Below are 14,097 nucleotides of genomic sequence, written 5' to 3'. Positions count from 1 at the left end.
GCCCGCGTGCAGGCTGGATTCAGGGGGAAATGGGCGGTCGTTGCGTCGTCAGCGAAACGCGGGTGCCGATGCGAGCGCGGTCAGCACGACGGGCATCGCGAGCGCCGCCGCGATCGTCTGGAACGCGGTGATGCCGGCCATCAGCGGCGCGTCGCCGCCGAGCTGGCGCGCCATGATGTAGGACGCCGACGACGTCGGCAGCGCCTGGAACAGCAGCGCGACCGTCAGCGCCGCATCGCCGAGCCCGAACAGGCGGCCGGCGGCGAGCGTGATGAGCGGCATCGCCATGAACTTGAACGCCGACGCGACGCAGACCGGCTGCAGCCACGCACGCGCCGCATCGAATTTCAGTGCCGCGCCCACGCACAGCAGGCCGAGCGGCATCGACGCGACGCCGAGCGCACGCACGGCCGGCTCGACGGCCGCCGGGAACGTGACGCCGCCGGCCTGCATCGCGATCCCGAGCGCGCACGCGACGACGAGCGGATTCGACAGGATCTGGCGCACGAGGGCCGCCGCGCCGAGCCGCATGTCGCCGTAGCGCGCGAATACGAGCACGCACATCAGGTTGACGGTCGGGACGATCGCCGCGACGCACACGGCCGCGAGCGCGATGCCTTTTGCGCCGAACAACCCGGCCGCGAGTGCGGTGCCGACATAGTTGTTGAAGCGCACGGCACCCTGGAACACCGACGTGAAGCCGGCGCCGTCGACCCGCACGAACGGGCGAACCAGCAGGAGAAGCGCCGCGGCGAGTGCGGTCGAACCGACCAGCGCCGCCGCGAGCGGTAACACGGGCAGTGACTGCAGCCGCGCGTTCGCGAGGCCGTCCGCGAACAGCGCGGGCAGCAGCACGTAGTAGCACAGCCGCTCGGCCTGCGGCCAGAAGGCGTCGGCGATGAAGCCCGTGCGCCGCAGGCCGTGGCCGCACGCGACCAGCAGCGAGACCGGCGCCAGCGCGAGCAGGATCGGGCCGATCATCGGGGCGCCTTCACATGAGGCGGTGCGACCGTGCAGGCTACACGCGCCGTAGCGAGCGGCTGGCGCGCAAAACGGCGGAACGAGGCGGGCATCCATCCGGCGGGCAACATGGCGACACGCAAGCGAAAGAGTGACGATGCCGCCAAGTTAACACGCGCAAACAACAGGAATAATGGTTAATTATCGGGTGTTCAATGAGAAATTCTCATCGATGACGCGGTGATTTCGGCCGCCAGCGCGCGCGCGAAACGTTCGGCCGGACGCGACTGGTGTTCGAGCAGGACGACCGCGCGCCCCATCTGCGGCTGACCGAACGGCAAGCGCGTGACGGGCGGCAGGCGCGCGAGCGTCGAATCGGGGAGTGCGACGATCGCCGCGCCGAGCCCTCGCGCGACCATGCGCGCGATCGTTTCCGCGCTGTCCAGCACCATCTCCTCGCGCACCCGCACGCCGATGCGGCGCAGTTCGGCGGCGATCATGCGGCCGGCCCATGCCTGCGCATCGAAGCGGATGAACGGCAGCGCGTCGAGCAGCGTGCCCGCGTCGCGTTCCGCCTGGTCCGGCGGCGCGAGCAGCCAGAAGCGATCCTCGTACAGCGTGGCCCACGTGAGCTCCGCCGGATGCGGGCGCACGGGGCGTGTCGTGATCGCCGCATCGAGTTCGCCGGCCGCGACGCGGTTCGCCAGTTCGGCCGACATGCCGGCCGACACGTGCACGCGCAGCCCCGGATGCGCAGCGCGCAGCGCGAGCAGCGCGTCGGGCAGCGGGCCCGACAGCGCGGTCTGGATCGCGCCGATCCGCAGGCGGCCGACGAGCTTTTTCTCGTCGCTGAGCGCATCGGGAATCCGGTCGACCATCGCGAGCACCTGCTCGGCCTGCGCGAGCAGGATGTTGCCGGCCTCGGTGAGCACCGGCTGCCGGCGCGAGCGATCGAACAACTGCACGTTGTATTCGCTTTCGAGCGTCTTGATCTGCAGGCTCACCGCCGATTGCGTGAGGCCGATGGCTTCGCCGGCGCGCGCGAAAGTCCGGTATCGGGCGATGGCGACCAGCGTTCTGAAGGCGCGGAGTGACATGGGCGAAGTGAGGTGAGCGGAAGGGCCGGCATGCGGATTGCTCGCCTGACGGGTCGCGATGAACCCGGCGAGACGCGCAAGCGGACGCACCAGGCGGCAAGGTCGCGGACATCATGCCCGTGGCCGCCGAATCGGGCAACCGCGGGAGCGCCGGCACGCGACGGAACGCGCGGGCTGCCCGCCAAGACGCTTGCCGGCATGGTTGCCGCCGGGCGGGTTCCGCCGCACTATCCGAAGCGACGCGAGCGACGCTTGCGCCGATCGATGAAGGAGGGCCCGACGATGCTGCCGAATCCCGGCGACGTGGCGCGTGCGTGCTACCGCGCATACGCCGACAAGGACCGCGACGCGATTGAAGCGCTGATTGCGCCGGACTTTCATTTCACGAGCCCGCTCGACAACCGGCTCGACCGCGACACCTATTTCGCGCGCTGCTGGCCGAACAGCGCGATGCTCACGGGCTTCGACTTCGTCGACGTCGTCGTGCACGGCGAGCACGTATTCGTCGTGTACGAGGCCGACACGCGTGGCGGCAAGCGGTTCCGGAATGCGGAGCGGTTGCGTGTCCGCGATGGCCGGATCGTCGAGGCCGAGGTGTATTTCGGCTGGAATGTGCCACACGATGCGCGTGACGGCGGGTTCGTCGAACCACGTGGTTGAGCACGGGTCACACCCACAGCCGGTACATCCAGAACGATTCGTCGTCGATGAAGCGCTGCGTGAATTCGCTCGGCGAGAATCCCGTGATGCGCTTGACCTCGCGGCTCAGGTGCGCCTGGTCGGCGAATCCTTCGTCGAGCGCGAGCGTCGCCCAGTTGAACGCGGTGCCGGCTTCGAACCGGTCGCGCGCCGCGAAGAACGCGCTTTCCGTCCTGACGAGCGCCTGCCATTCGCGCAGCGATCGGCCGCTGTAGGTCTTGATGCGCCGTTCGACCTGGCGCGGGCTGTGCGTGCCGCGCCACTCGCGCGCCTGCAGCGCGAGACGCTCGACCCAGCTGCGCCCCGCATTGCGAAGCGAAGACAGCGGCGTCGCGGGCCGCAGCGCCCGCCAGCGAGGCGCGAGATGACGATCGATCGCCGCCAGCACGTCCGCGTCGCCATCCGCGCCGAGCAGTGCATCGAGCAGCGGGTGCCAGTCGCGGCCGAGGCACGCGTGTGCGTCGAGCACGCGGTCGTGGATGTCCGGCAGCGCGATGCCGAACAACGTCCGCGCGGCATCGGCGGTGAAACAGATCATGCCGATCAGCCCGCCCGTCGGCGCCCACGCGACGGTGGGGGACGAATGGCGGCCCGACAGCGTCGCCGCCGCGCCGAAGGGGCGCCATCGCGGGCCGTCGGGGGCGGGTTCGATGAAGCCCACGTCGAGATCCCGGTACCACGACACGCAGACGAGCGGCGTGGCCGGAAAATGCGAAAGCCGTTGCGCGTCGCTCGACGCGACGCCGCGCGTGTCGCACAGAACGATCGCGACCACCGCGCCCTGCAGCGCGGCAGGCGCCGGATGCAGCCGCGCATGCGGCAGCCGCCCGCCGCTCGCGACGCGAGGGGCGCGGGCAAGCGGATCGGGGCATGACAGCGGAATCGATGGCGGGCCGGAGAACATGACGCCGCAGTATAGGGACGGGGCCAACGCGTGTCGATGTCGTTTGCGTTCAAGACCGCCGCCGCGCCGATGCGGAGAATCCGGCACATGAACACACGATCCTCTTCCCCATGTCCATTCCACGCGGGCACCGCTACGCCGGCGCCCGTGCTTCACCCGCCCGGCGTATGGCCGCCGGGGCCGCCCGCCGGCCTGACGGGTTGGGGGTTGCTGCGCACGATGTCGCGCGACCTGATCGGCGCGCTTGGCGACTGGCAGCGCACCTACGGCGACGTCGTGCACTTGCGCGTGTGGCCCGAGCATGCCGTGGTCGTGACCGATCCGGCGCTCGTGCGCGAGCTGCTGGTCACGCACCACGATGCGCTCGGGCGCTGGGAGCGCGCCATCCGCGTCTTCGCGGAGGTCCACGGCCGAAGCGTGCTGGTCGCCGAGGGCGATGCGTGGCGCGACAAGCGGCAGGCGCTGCAGCCCGGCTTCATGCCGAAGCCGGTTCAGGCGTTCGTTCCGGCGATCGCGGCGACGGCCGGTCACGCCCTCGCGCAATGGCCCGCGCATGATCCGGAGTGGCCGATCGAAAGCGCGCTGACGTCGCTGGCGATGGACGTGATCATGCGCACGATGTTCTCCGATACGATCGGCGACGACGCGCGCGCGGCCGAAGAGGCGGTGCGCGTGGTGAGCGCCGCGGCGAACGCGGCGTTTTACCGGCCGGTGAACACGCCGAGCTGGGTGCCGTGGAAGCGCCGCACGGCACGCGCGATGGCGGTGCTGAAAGGGGTGATCGACCGGCAGCTGCATGCGCGCCTCGACCGGCCCGAGCGTACCTGGCCCGACGATCTGCTGTCACGCCTGTTGCGGCTGCATCGGGCCGATGCGCGGAAATGGCCGCTGCGGGCCGTGCACGACGAATGCGTGACGGCGTTCCTGGCCGGCCACGAGACGACCGCCGGGGCGCTGACCTGGTGGGCATGGTGCATGGCCGCGAATCCGGCCGTGCAAGCCGCCGCGCGCGACGAGGTGTCCCGCGTGCTGGGCGGTCGCGCGCCGTCCGCCGAGACGCGCGCGTCGTTGCGTTACCTGTCGCAGACGCTCGACGAAACGCTGCGCCTGTACCCGTCCGCACCGATCCTGATCAGCCGTCGCGCATCGCGGCCGATCGCGCTGGGCGCGTGGCAGTTTCCCGCGCGCACGCTGTTCATGCTGCCGCTGCAACTGATGCAGCGCGATCCTCGATGGTTCCCCGAGCCCGATACGTTCCGCCCCGAACGCTTCGGCGCCGATGCGCCGGCGCTGCCGCGCGGTGCCTACATGCCGTTCGGCACGGGCCCGCGCGTGTGCCTCGGGCAGCATCTGGCGATGACGGAGATGACGGTCGTGGCCGCCATGGTCCTGCAGCGCTACGTGCTGTCGGTGCCGCCCGGCATGGCGCCGCCGCGCGCGGTGCTGAACGTGACGCTGCGACCGCGGCAGGCGTTGCATCTGGCGATCGCGCCGACCGGGCTGGCGGCCGCTACGGTCTCCGAATGACGGAGGCATGAGCAGCCGATTCGACGGGGCCGGCATCGCGCGAGCGCATGCCGTTCGCGCGATGCGGTGTCGTCGAATCGTCGGAATGTGAAGGCGTGCCGGCAATCGCTTTCGGCGCCACTGGCGCGGCATCGCGCAGCACCTATGCTTGAAGGGCCCAGGCCGGGTGGCGCCCAAGGAGGATGGTCATGCGCATGCTTCTCAACATACGAATCCCTCACGAGCCGTTCAACACGCTGGTGCGGGACGGCAGCGTCGGCGACGTGATCTCGCGAATACTCGAAGCGGTCAAGCCGGAGGCCGTGTATTTCACGGAGCAGGGCGGCGGTCGCGGGGCGGTCGCGATCGTCAACGTGGATGACCCGTCGCAGATCCCCGCGCTCGCGGAGCCGTGGTTCCTGATGTTGAATGCCGACTGCGAGTTCCGCGTGGTGATGTTGCCGGACGATCTCCGGAACGCCGGGCTCGCGCAACTCGGCGCGAAGTGGCGGTAGCGGGGAGCCGCGCATGCGCGTGCCGCTGCCCGAAAACCGGGTGAGCGGCATCGCGCGGCGTTCACGCGCCGGCTATCGCGCCGCCGGTGGCGGTTCGACGTTCGCCGCCTGCCTGTCCTTCGGTCGCAACGGCAGCAACAACAGCAGGCCGCTCAGCGCCGCCGCGGCAACGCATACGAAAAAGAACCGTTCGTTCCATTGAATCTCGCATGTCGGACGCTGCGCCACCGGCATTCCCCGCCGTGGCGCCGGGTTCCCGCAGGAACGTGAAGACCGCCGGTCGCCATCCGTCCGGATCAGGGCGGTCATCCGGCCGCGTCTTCCCCCAGCGCCTGGATGAAGCGCGAGAACAGCTCGGGCTGCGATGAAATCCCGAGCTTCGCGTACAGGTGCCGCCGGTGCACCTTCACCGTTTCCGGCGAAATCGCGAGCCGCTCGGCGATCGCCTTCGACGAGTTGCCGCGCAGCACCATTCTCGCGATCGACATCTCGCGATCGGTCAGCACGCCCGCGCCGAAGCGGGCGAGTGCCTGCTCGACCCGCGCGCCGAGATCGGCGTCGGGCGTCGCACGTGCCGCGTCGCCCACCAGCCGCCAGTGCTGCCGGATCGCCGCGAGCACCCACGGCATCGCGGCCGTCAGCTTGCCGAGCGGCTCGACGTCGAAACGCGTGCCCGCGCCGAGCGACAGCGACAGCAGCATGTCGGCGCTCGGCCGCACGAGGATCTGGATCTCGTCGTCGCCCACCGCGTCGCGGAAATAGCTGAGGAAATACTCGCTCTGCCGGAACAGGTCGGGTGCGACTTCCTCGAGCCGGTAACAGCCGTCGGCGAGCCCGTCGTGCGCGGCCTGCAGGAACGGGTCGAGCAGATACACGCCGTTCAGGTAGAGCGGCACGGGCGACGCGGCATCGGTGCCGCCCGTGTCGTATTCCTCGAGCACGAGCGGCACCCCGTCGGGGCCGATCGCGGTCGCGAGCGCGTTGTCGAACGGCGCCATTTCATTGAGCAGCAGCACCAGGAAGCGCCAGAAGCGCGGCTGGCCGAGGTGATCGATTGCGCGGCCGAGCGCCTGGTGCATCGCGATTTCGGAAAAGAGACGATCCATACCACCACCGGAAGGGCGTAACACGAAGGGGGAATAGCGGTCCTGAAATTGGCTTCCTAGACTGCCACGCAATCAGTCGGGCCCGAGTATGGGCGTTCAAAAAAGTGCAGCACAGGAGAACGAGATGGCGATGATGTCGGAATCGACGGGCACGCTGCAAGCGGCGCCTGCAACGGAGGACGCGCCGCGCGCGCTGTCGCAGACGCTCAGCGTGCGCGATGCGGTGATGATCACCGTATCGGGCGTGACGCCCGCGAGCTCGATCTTCGTGATCGCGCCGTTCGCGATCCAGCAGGCCGGCAGCGGCGCCGTGCTGTCGTTCCTGCTCGGCGGCGTGCTCGCGCTCGCGTTCGCGCTCTGCTACGCGGAACTCAGCGCCGCGCACCGCAGCGCGGGCGGCGAGTACGTGATGGCCAAGCGCGTGTTCGGCACGCTGCCCGGCTACCTGACCTTCATCACGGTGCTGTCCGTCAGCGTGTTCATCCCGGCCGTGCTCGCGAGCGGCGCCGCGCCTTACCTGAACAGTGCGCTCGGCACGCACTTCAGCAACCAGTCGGTCGCGTTGACGATCGTGCTGCTCAGCTACCTGCTCGGCATGCTGAACATCAAGACGAACGCGTGGATCACGGGCGCGTTCCTGGTGGTCGAGATCGGCGTGCTGATGCTGATCGCGGGCCTCGGCTTCGGTTCCCCGCATCGCGGCGCCGACGCGCTGGTCGCGCCGGTCGTCGCGAGCGGCAACGCGCTCGTGCCCGCGACGCTGGCCGCGATCGTTCCGGCGATCGGCACGGCGATCTTCTGCTACAACGGCTTCGGATCGGCCGCGTATCTCGCGGAAGACCTGCGCGGCGGCAACCGCAACGTCGCGAAGGCGGTGATCTACTCGCTGCTCGTGATCCTCGTCGTCGAACTGATTCCGCTCACCGCGATCGTGCTCGGCGCACCGTCGCTGACCGAGCTGACGAAGAGTGCCGACCCGATCGGCTATGTCGTGCGTTCGCTCAGCAACCCGGCCGTGTCGCGCGTGGTCAGCGGCGGGATCTTCCTGTCGGTGTTCAACGCGATCATCGCGATCGTGATCACGATGGGCCGGCTGCTGTACAGCAGCGGCCGGCACGCGCTCTGGTCGCGGACCTGCAACCGTGCCTTCTCGACGATCCACCCGCGTCTCGAATCGCCGTGGCTCGCGACCCTCGCGCTCGCGGTGCCGTCGGCGGGGCTCGTGTTCGTGTCGAGCCTCGACGAGCTGACCGCGTTCACGGTCGACCTGCTGCTGCTGATCTACCTGGTCGTCGGGCTGGCCGCGCTCGCGAGCCGGTTCGTGCGTCGTGACGTCGAGCATCATTACCGGATGCCGTTGTGGCCCGTGACGCCGCTCGTCGCGGTGGCGGGCGCCGCGTACACGCTCTACACGACGCTGGCCACGGCCACGAAACCGACCGACCTCATCATCATCGTCGGGCTGCTGATTGCCGCGCTTGCGATGTACGCGGTCTGGGCACGCCACAGCGAAGCGTTCCGCGCGCTCTGAGCGACGGATCGAAGCCTTACCGTACCGAAACACCGAAACACCGAAACACCGAAACACCGAAACACCGAAACACCGAAACACCGAAACACCGAAACACCGAAACACCGAAACACCGAAACACCGAACCATTGAAAGACGGGAGGAATTGCATCATGCGCACGAGGGATCTCGGCATCCGCATCGGACTCGGCACGCCGGGCCGCTTCAACGCGATCACGGACGTTCCGGGCGTGCGGGTCGGACATTGCACGCTGAACGAGGAGAACGGCGACGCATCGATCCGCACCGGCGTCACCGTCATCGAGCCGCGCGCGGGCGCCGCGCACGATTCGCCCTGTTTCGCGGGCGTGCACGTGCTGAACGGCAACGGCGATGCAACAGGGCTCGAATGGATCCGCGAAGCCGGCCTGCTCACGACGCCGATCGCCTATACGAACACGCACAGCGTCGGCGCGGTGCGCGATGCACTCGTCGCGAACGAACGCGAAGCGGCGGCGGGCCGCGTGTACTGGTGCATGCCGGTCGTGATGGAAACCTACGACGGCCTGCTGAACGACATCTGGGGGCAGCACGTGAGCGCCGCGCACGTGCAGCGCGCGCTGGCCGCCGCGCAGACGGGCCCGGTTGCCGAAGGCGGCGTGGGCGGCGGCACGGGCATGATCTGCCACGAGTTCAAGGGCGGCATCGGCACCGCGTCGCGCGTGCTCGCGGCCGACGCGGGCGGCTGGACCGTCGGCGCGCTCGTCCAGGCGAACTACGGCGTGCGCGAGATGCTGCGCGTGGCCGGCTACCCGGTCGGCGAAGTGCTGCGGCACGTGCCTTCGCCGTTCCGCGCGCCGGACGCGCAGGGCGAGGCCGGGATGGGCTCGATCGTCGTGACGATCGCGACCGACGCGCCGTTGCTGCCCCACCAATGCACGCGGCTCGCGCAGCGTGCCAGTGTCGGGCTCGCGCGGGTCGGCGGCGGCACCGAGGATTCGAGCGGCGACATCTTCCTTGCGTTCGCAACGGGCAACGACGGCCTGCCGGCGGCGAACTACGGCAGCAAGGGGGCGCCGACCACCGGCGTGAAGATGGTCAACAACGACCATATTTCCGCGCTGTTCGTTGCGGCGGCGGAAGCGGTGGAGGAAGCGATCGTGAACGCGCTCGTCGCGGGCGGCGACGTCGAGTCGCGCGGTGCGCGGGTCGAAGGGCTGGGGCAGGCGCGCTTGCTGGATGCGTTGCGCGAGGTGGGCTGGCGGCCGGGGCGCGGCGCCTGAAACGGCATGCGCCGCTTCAATCGAAGCGGCGTGGAGTGGAGCGGCGATGCGGCGATCGGCCGGGCCGCGATCGGCCGGGCCGCCGCTCGCCCGCGCAGGTCATGCGGGCGGTGCGGGCCTGGCCGTGACGACGCGGCGTCATGCTCAGCTGCCGAAGTAGATGTTGCAGAAGCTGACGGGGCCGACACAGGCGTTCGGGTCGTCCTGCTTCGATTGCGTACGATCGACGCGGCCGGCGGCCTTCACGGTTTCGACGCGGTTCGCCTGTTGCTGTGCGACGTCTGCCGGTGCCGGCTGTGCGTGAGCGACAGCAGCGGTGAGCGACAGGGCAACGAGGGCGAGGTGCAGCGGCTTCATTTCGGTTTCTCCTGGGTGAGTGCCAGTCTCGCTGGCAGTGAGGAAACTATAGGCTCGCACTGCTTAAAGATTAATCACCGCGCCTGTAGAGCATATTTCCATCCGGAACAAGGATCCCGTTGCGCACGCACCGATCGTCACGGGCGTCGATGGCATCGATGGCATCAATGGCGATGCCGGTTGAACGGCGCGTCCTTGTCCAGCAGCGCGCTGCGCATGAAGTGCAGGCAGCCGACGATGCGCTGCATGCGATGCCGTTCGTTGGGCACCGCATACCACGCCTGCAGCGTGTGCTGCGCGGCGCGGATCGCGAGATTCACCGATTTCAGCGTGCGTGCGTGATGGCCGGGCGTCGGATCGTCGAAGAAGCGCGGCAGCTCGTGCAGCACCGCGTCGATCGAGCCGGTCCAGCGCAGCGTCTGCGGCGGTTTCGATGCGCGGAACGCGTTCATTTCGTCGCGCAGGTCGATCACCGCGTGGCCGACTTCGAGCGTCGACAGCATCCAGCGCAGCGCGTCGCGATGCTGCCGCGTGCGCCGCACGAGCAGCGTGCGCAGTTGCGCCATCAGGTCGTGCGTGCTCGACTGGAAACGCTGAGCGAGGCCGTCCGGCGCGCCTTCGCACGCCAGCGTGACCTGGCGGCGCAGGTCGTGCGCGATGCGGCCCGTGAGCCACGGCATGTGAGTCGGGAACACGACCGCGAACACGAGCGAGCACGCGAGCATCGCGATGACGACGGCCAGGCCGTTGTTGATCAGCACCTCGGGCGTATACGCGATCACGTTGTCGGGTCCCGCGAGCAGGCAGAAGAACACCGCGAAGCCGATCCCGTAACCGGACAATCCCGGCCGCATCGCGAGAAACGCGCCGACGCCGAGCACCGGCGCGAGCGCCGCGCACAGCAGCGGAAAGCCTTCGATGTTCGGATACACGTAGCACAGGAACAGGTAGCCGACGGCGGTCGCGAATGCCGCGCCGACGCTCATCTGCGCCACGAACTTCGGCGCACGCGGCGACGTCGAGCTGAGCGCGCACGCGATCGCGGTGGCGGTCACGGCAAGCGGGCCGCTTGGCCATTCGGAGGCGATCCAGAACACGCTCATCGCACCGACGGCGACGACCGTGCGCAGGAACGCGAAGCCGACGAAGAACGTATTGGTCTTCACCGCGTAATGCGTGACCGAGCGCTCGAACGCATGGTCGTCCTGATCAAGCGACGCATAGGTGTCGGCGTAGCCGAGGTATTCGCCGATGAAGCGGTACAGCAGCTCGATCGCGGTATCGAAGTCGAGCAGGCCGCCGGGCGCATGTTCCTCGATGTTTCGCCGCGAGGCGCGCGCGGCTTTCGGCAACGCGCTGTGGAAGCGGCGCAGATCGAGCAGTGCACCGGCGGCCGGCGCGATGCCGCGTTGCCGCTCGTCGCGCAGCGCGGCGAAACGCTGCGCGAGCGCATCGACATGCGGCGCGAGCGCATCGAGCACCGCGTCCGAGCCGTTCGCGCGCAGCCGCTTGACGAGCTGGTGCAGCGCATGCAGCCGCGTGCACGCGTTCATGAACTCGCTGTTCAGCCGCGCGAGCCGGCGGCTGCGCGCGCGAATGTGCGGATCCTCGAACGACGCGAACGCGCGATTGGCCTCGAAGCCGACGATGTCGTCGACGAAATCCGCGAAGCGCCGCTCGAAATCGCCGCGCGCGACGTCGCCCGCGAGTGCGCCGGCCGTGAACGCCGCGAACGTCGCATGGCGGGTGCCCAGCGAGCGCATCAGCGCCTTCGCGGAGCTGAGCGGCAGGATCAGCGCGCTGACCGCGCCCGAGCAGGCGATGCCGAGCGCGACTTCCGCGGCGCGCGTGAGCGCGGACTGGAACAGCGTCTGCGGCGTCATCACGGCCGGCAGGCCGATCAGCGCGGCCGTATAGCCGGCGAGCACGAAGCCGTACCAGCGGAAGTGGCGGTTGCGCACCGCGAGCGCGATACAACTGCCGATCCACAGCGTGATGCCGGCCATGTACAGCTCGGGCTGCTGCGCGAACAGCCCGCCGAGCGCGAGCGCGGCGACGAGCCCGGCCGCCGTGCCGAGCACGCGGTAGAAACTCTTCGCGAACACCATTCCCGACAGCGGCTGCATCAGCACGAACACGGTCGTCATCGCGGTGCGTGGCTGCGACATCTCCAGGCGCATTGCGATGCCCATCGCAAGCAGCGCCGCGAACACGGTTTTCGCGAGGTGCAGCCAGATCAGCCCGTCGCTCGCGGCCCAGTCACGTGCCGCGTCGCCGAGTGGATCGAGCCATGCTCTCCATCGTGCCGGTTCGATGGAAGGTCGCTCGATCGCAGGTTGTGGCTTCATGAAAAGAGGGGGCCGGTACGGGGCCGGGCACGGTGCCACGGCACGTCCGAACGGGTTCGTTCGACTGGTGAGGCGCCGATTGTAGGAGCGCGGCGCCCGCGCATTAACGCAGCTGCGGGGAAACGATAGTTGCAGCCGGAGTAACAATCTGTCGCATCCAGTGGAGGAAAATAGCGGCTCCGCTACAGGTTGCTCACAGGAATGGATACCCTACAAAACATGCGGGTGTTTTCGCGTGTCGTCGAGACGGGCAGTTTCACTGCCGCCGCGCAATCGCTGAATTCGACGACGGGTGCGATGTCGCGCGCGGTGTCGGAGCTCGAGGCGCGCCTGCGTACCCGTCTGATGAATCGTTCGACGCGCCGCCTCGCGCTCACGTCGGCCGGCGAAAGCTATCTGCGGCGCTGCCGCCAGATCCTCGCCGACGTCGACCGCGCGGAAGAAGAGGCGAGCTGCGCGCACGAACGGCCGGCCGGCGTGCTGCGCATGCACAGCTTCGCGAGCGTCGGCCATCACTATGTATTGCCCGCACTGACGCGCTATCACGCGCAGTTTCCGGACGTGTCGATCGAGCTGTCGCTGTCGCAGCGCATGCCCGACCTGTTCGACGGGACGAGCGACATGGCCGTCGTGACCGCGTCGTCGCTTCCCGATTCGGAACTCGTGTCGCACCTGCTCGGCTCGACCTTCAGCATCCTGTGTGCGTCGCCCGACTACGTGAAACGCCACGGCGCGCCGGCCCGTCCGCAGGATCTCGCCGCGCATGCGTGCCTGACGCTGTGCACGCCGGCGTTCCCGACGCACGAATGGGTGCTCGAAGGGCCCGAAGGCGTCGAGCAGATCCACGTCGCGGGGCCGGTGCAGACCAATACGGCCGAATCGCTCGCGCTCGCGATTCGCGACGGCATCGGGATCGGCATGCTGCCGCTTTACTCGGCGATCGACGCGCTGCGCGACGGCACGCTCGTGCGCGTGCTGCCCGCGCACATCCTGCAGAAGATGAACGTGTACGCGCTGTATCCGTCGCGCCGCTTCGTCGATGCGAAGGTGCGGACGTGGGTCGAGATGCTGCGTGCCCAGGTGCCGGGGATGATCGCGCGCGACGTCGAGATGCTGAACGCGATCGATCGCGAACCGCAGGCCGCCTGAGCGGCCGACGCGTATCGGCGTATCGGCGTATCGGCGTATCGGCGTATCGGCGTATCGGCGTAGCGGCGTATCGCCGGCTTCTTCTCTTCACGCGAATTTCGCCAATCACGCCAACGCGACTCGCCGCGCCCACGGTACATCGTCCCCGTGGGCGCGGCGCATCGTCATGACGTTACAGCGCGGGCTTTGCCGCCGCGCCCGATTCCGTTGCCGGCTCGCCGGCCGGGCCGTAAGCGGCGCGCGCGGCCTTCTGTTGCGCGAGGCGCTTTTCGTGGAGCCGCTCCTGTGCCGCCAGGATGTCGTCCGGATAGTTGATGGATTCGCCGCGCGCCGGGTTGTAGCCGACCGATTCGAGGTCGATCAGCTCCTGCAGCACTTGCGCGCGCGTGACGGGCGACTTTGCCGACTGGGCGAACGACAGGGCCGGTGCAGCGAGCAGGACGGCAGCGGCGGCGGTAACGACGAGCGATTTCACGAGGTTCTCCTGGGTACGGGGTGGGTGGCCGGCGCGACGCGCGATGCGTGCCTCCGACCTTCGCTGGCAGTCTACGCAGCGCCCGTGCGCGTAAAAACCCCGATTCCAGGCAGGCTGCCTTCCAGATGGAACAACATTGATGCGCCGCCCGCCGCGAACGAACCCGCATGCGAACGCAGGTGCGTGAC

At 68.9% G+C, this 14,097-nt stretch carries 14 protein-coding genes; 7 read left to right on the top strand and 7 right to left on the bottom strand.

Annotated elements, in window-relative coordinates; all coding sequences use genetic code 11:
* Nucleotides 1-48: 48 nt before the first annotated feature.
* Nucleotides 49-981 (bottom strand): AEC family transporter, encoded by a 933-nt coding sequence (locus tag PQB87_RS26580; protein ID WP_489242904.1) that lies wholly within the window; start codon nt 979-981, stop codon nt 49-51.
* Between the two features lie 191 nt (nt 982-1,172).
* Nucleotides 1,173-2,057, bottom strand: a complete 885-nt coding sequence (locus PQB87_RS26575; protein ID WP_258404031.1) for a LysR substrate-binding domain-containing protein — start codon at nt 2,055-2,057, stop codon at nt 1,173-1,175.
* Nucleotides 2,058-2,339: 282 nt separating this feature from the next.
* Here PQB87_RS26575 and PQB87_RS26570 point away from each other — a divergent pair, with 282 nt between their 5' ends.
* Complete coding sequence (locus PQB87_RS26570; RefSeq protein WP_059683841.1) at nt 2,340-2,717, top strand: nuclear transport factor 2 family protein; 378 nt, start codon at nt 2,340-2,342, stop codon at nt 2,715-2,717.
* A gap of 7 nt (nt 2,718-2,724) precedes the next feature.
* Here the strand turns inward: PQB87_RS26570 and PQB87_RS26565 are convergent, their stop codons facing one another.
* A complete protein-coding gene (locus PQB87_RS26565; RefSeq protein WP_489244287.1) occupies nt 2,725-3,660 on the bottom strand; it encodes a helix-turn-helix transcriptional regulator in 936 nt (311 codons plus the stop codon).
* 219 nt (nt 3,661-3,879) lie between these two features.
* Between PQB87_RS26565 and PQB87_RS26560 the strand changes: the two genes are divergently transcribed.
* The 3 genes from PQB87_RS26560 to PQB87_RS26550 all read left to right on the top strand — a co-directional run bounded on the left by PQB87_RS26560 (nt 3,880) and on the right by PQB87_RS26550 (nt 5,883).
* Nucleotides 3,880-5,187, top strand: a complete 1,308-nt coding sequence (locus PQB87_RS26560) for a cytochrome P450 (RefSeq protein WP_489244285.1) — start codon at nt 3,880-3,882, stop codon at nt 5,185-5,187.
* A gap of 188 nt (nt 5,188-5,375) precedes the next feature.
* Nucleotides 5,376-5,681 (top strand): Panthothenate synthetase, encoded by a 306-nt coding sequence (locus PQB87_RS26555; RefSeq protein WP_021159202.1) that lies wholly within the window; start codon nt 5,376-5,378, stop codon nt 5,679-5,681.
* 13 nt (nt 5,682-5,694) lie between these two features.
* Nucleotides 5,695-5,883 carry a hypothetical protein gene (locus tag PQB87_RS26550; RefSeq protein WP_060052691.1) on the top strand — a complete coding sequence of 63 codons (189 nt, stop codon included), beginning with the start codon at nt 5,695-5,697 and terminating at the stop codon, nt 5,881-5,883.
* 103 nt (nt 5,884-5,986) lie between these two features.
* Here PQB87_RS26550 and PQB87_RS26545 read toward each other — a convergent pair whose 3' ends face one another.
* Nucleotides 5,987-6,787 carry a helix-turn-helix transcriptional regulator gene (locus tag PQB87_RS26545; protein WP_060061806.1) on the bottom strand — a complete coding sequence of 267 codons (801 nt, stop codon included), beginning with the start codon at nt 6,785-6,787 and terminating at the stop codon, nt 5,987-5,989.
* Nucleotides 6,788-6,911: 124 nt separating this feature from the next.
* Here PQB87_RS26545 and PQB87_RS26540 point away from each other — a divergent pair, with 124 nt between their 5' ends.
* Together PQB87_RS26540 and PQB87_RS26535 are read left to right on the top strand one after the other, a co-directional pair.
* Nucleotides 6,912-8,318, top strand: a complete 1,407-nt coding sequence (locus PQB87_RS26540; RefSeq protein WP_489242903.1) for an APC family permease — start codon at nt 6,912-6,914, stop codon at nt 8,316-8,318.
* A gap of 152 nt (nt 8,319-8,470) precedes the next feature.
* Nucleotides 8,471-9,580, top strand: a complete 1,110-nt coding sequence (locus PQB87_RS26535; protein WP_042974866.1) for a DmpA family aminopeptidase — start codon at nt 8,471-8,473, stop codon at nt 9,578-9,580.
* Nucleotides 9,581-9,724: 144 nt separating this feature from the next.
* Here PQB87_RS26535 and PQB87_RS26530 read toward each other — a convergent pair whose 3' ends face one another.
* Together PQB87_RS26530 and PQB87_RS26525 are read right to left on the bottom strand one after the other, a co-directional pair.
* On the bottom strand, nt 9,725-9,937 hold the full coding sequence (locus PQB87_RS26530; protein WP_059683442.1) for a hypothetical protein: 213 nt from the start codon (nt 9,935-9,937) through the stop codon (nt 9,725-9,727).
* A gap of 164 nt (nt 9,938-10,101) precedes the next feature.
* On the bottom strand, nt 10,102-12,285 hold the full coding sequence (locus PQB87_RS26525) for an FUSC family protein (RefSeq protein WP_489242901.1): 2,184 nt from the start codon (nt 12,283-12,285) through the stop codon (nt 10,102-10,104).
* A gap of 201 nt (nt 12,286-12,486) precedes the next feature.
* Between PQB87_RS26525 and PQB87_RS26520 the strand changes: the two genes are divergently transcribed.
* A complete protein-coding gene (locus PQB87_RS26520; RefSeq protein ID WP_027791525.1) occupies nt 12,487-13,434 on the top strand; it encodes a LysR family transcriptional regulator in 948 nt (315 codons plus the stop codon).
* Nucleotides 13,435-13,606: 172 nt separating this feature from the next.
* On the opposite strand, the gene PQB87_RS26515 is transcribed toward PQB87_RS26520, so the two are convergent.
* Complete coding sequence (locus tag PQB87_RS26515; RefSeq protein ID WP_059650759.1) at nt 13,607-13,909, bottom strand: DUF4148 domain-containing protein; 303 nt, start codon at nt 13,907-13,909, stop codon at nt 13,607-13,609.
* Nucleotides 13,910-14,097 lie beyond the last annotated feature (188 nt).

This window comes from Burkholderia sp. KL41, from assembly GCF_057005415.2.
The sequence above is the reverse complement of the archived record's forward strand: the minus strand, read 5'-3'. Positions and strand labels throughout refer to the sequence as shown.

What these genes read in the sequence shown, in the direction of transcription:
- PQB87_RS26580 (WP_489242904.1), bottom strand. Translation starts at nt 981, where the DNA reads ATGATCGGCCCGATCCTGCTCGCGCTGGCGCCGGTCTCGCTGCTGGTC.
- PQB87_RS26575 (WP_258404031.1), bottom strand. Translation starts at nt 2,057, where the DNA reads ATGTCACTCCGCGCCTTCAGAACGCTGGTCGCCATCGCCCGATACCGG.
- PQB87_RS26570 (WP_059683841.1), top strand. Translation starts at nt 2,340, where the DNA reads ATGCTGCCGAATCCCGGCGACGTGGCGCGTGCGTGCTACCGCGCATAC.
- PQB87_RS26565 (WP_489244287.1), bottom strand. Translation starts at nt 3,660, where the DNA reads ATGTTCTCCGGCCCGCCATCGATTCCGCTGTCATGCCCCGATCCGCTT.
- PQB87_RS26560 (WP_489244285.1), top strand. Translation starts at nt 3,880, where the DNA reads ATGTCGCGCGACCTGATCGGCGCGCTTGGCGACTGGCAGCGCACCTAC.
- PQB87_RS26555 (WP_021159202.1), top strand. Translation starts at nt 5,376, where the DNA reads ATGCGCATGCTTCTCAACATACGAATCCCTCACGAGCCGTTCAACACG.
- PQB87_RS26550 (WP_060052691.1), top strand. Translation starts at nt 5,695, where the DNA reads ATGCGCGTGCCGCTGCCCGAAAACCGGGTGAGCGGCATCGCGCGGCGT.
- PQB87_RS26545 (WP_060061806.1), bottom strand. Translation starts at nt 6,787, where the DNA reads ATGGATCGTCTCTTTTCCGAAATCGCGATGCACCAGGCGCTCGGCCGC.
- PQB87_RS26540 (WP_489242903.1), top strand. Translation starts at nt 6,912, where the DNA reads ATGGCGATGATGTCGGAATCGACGGGCACGCTGCAAGCGGCGCCTGCA.
- PQB87_RS26535 (WP_042974866.1), top strand. Translation starts at nt 8,471, where the DNA reads ATGCGCACGAGGGATCTCGGCATCCGCATCGGACTCGGCACGCCGGGC.
- PQB87_RS26530 (WP_059683442.1), bottom strand. Translation starts at nt 9,937, where the DNA reads ATGAAGCCGCTGCACCTCGCCCTCGTTGCCCTGTCGCTCACCGCTGCT.
- PQB87_RS26525 (WP_489242901.1), bottom strand. Translation starts at nt 12,285, where the DNA reads ATGAAGCCACAACCTGCGATCGAGCGACCTTCCATCGAACCGGCACGA.
- PQB87_RS26520 (WP_027791525.1), top strand. Translation starts at nt 12,487, where the DNA reads ATGGATACCCTACAAAACATGCGGGTGTTTTCGCGTGTCGTCGAGACG.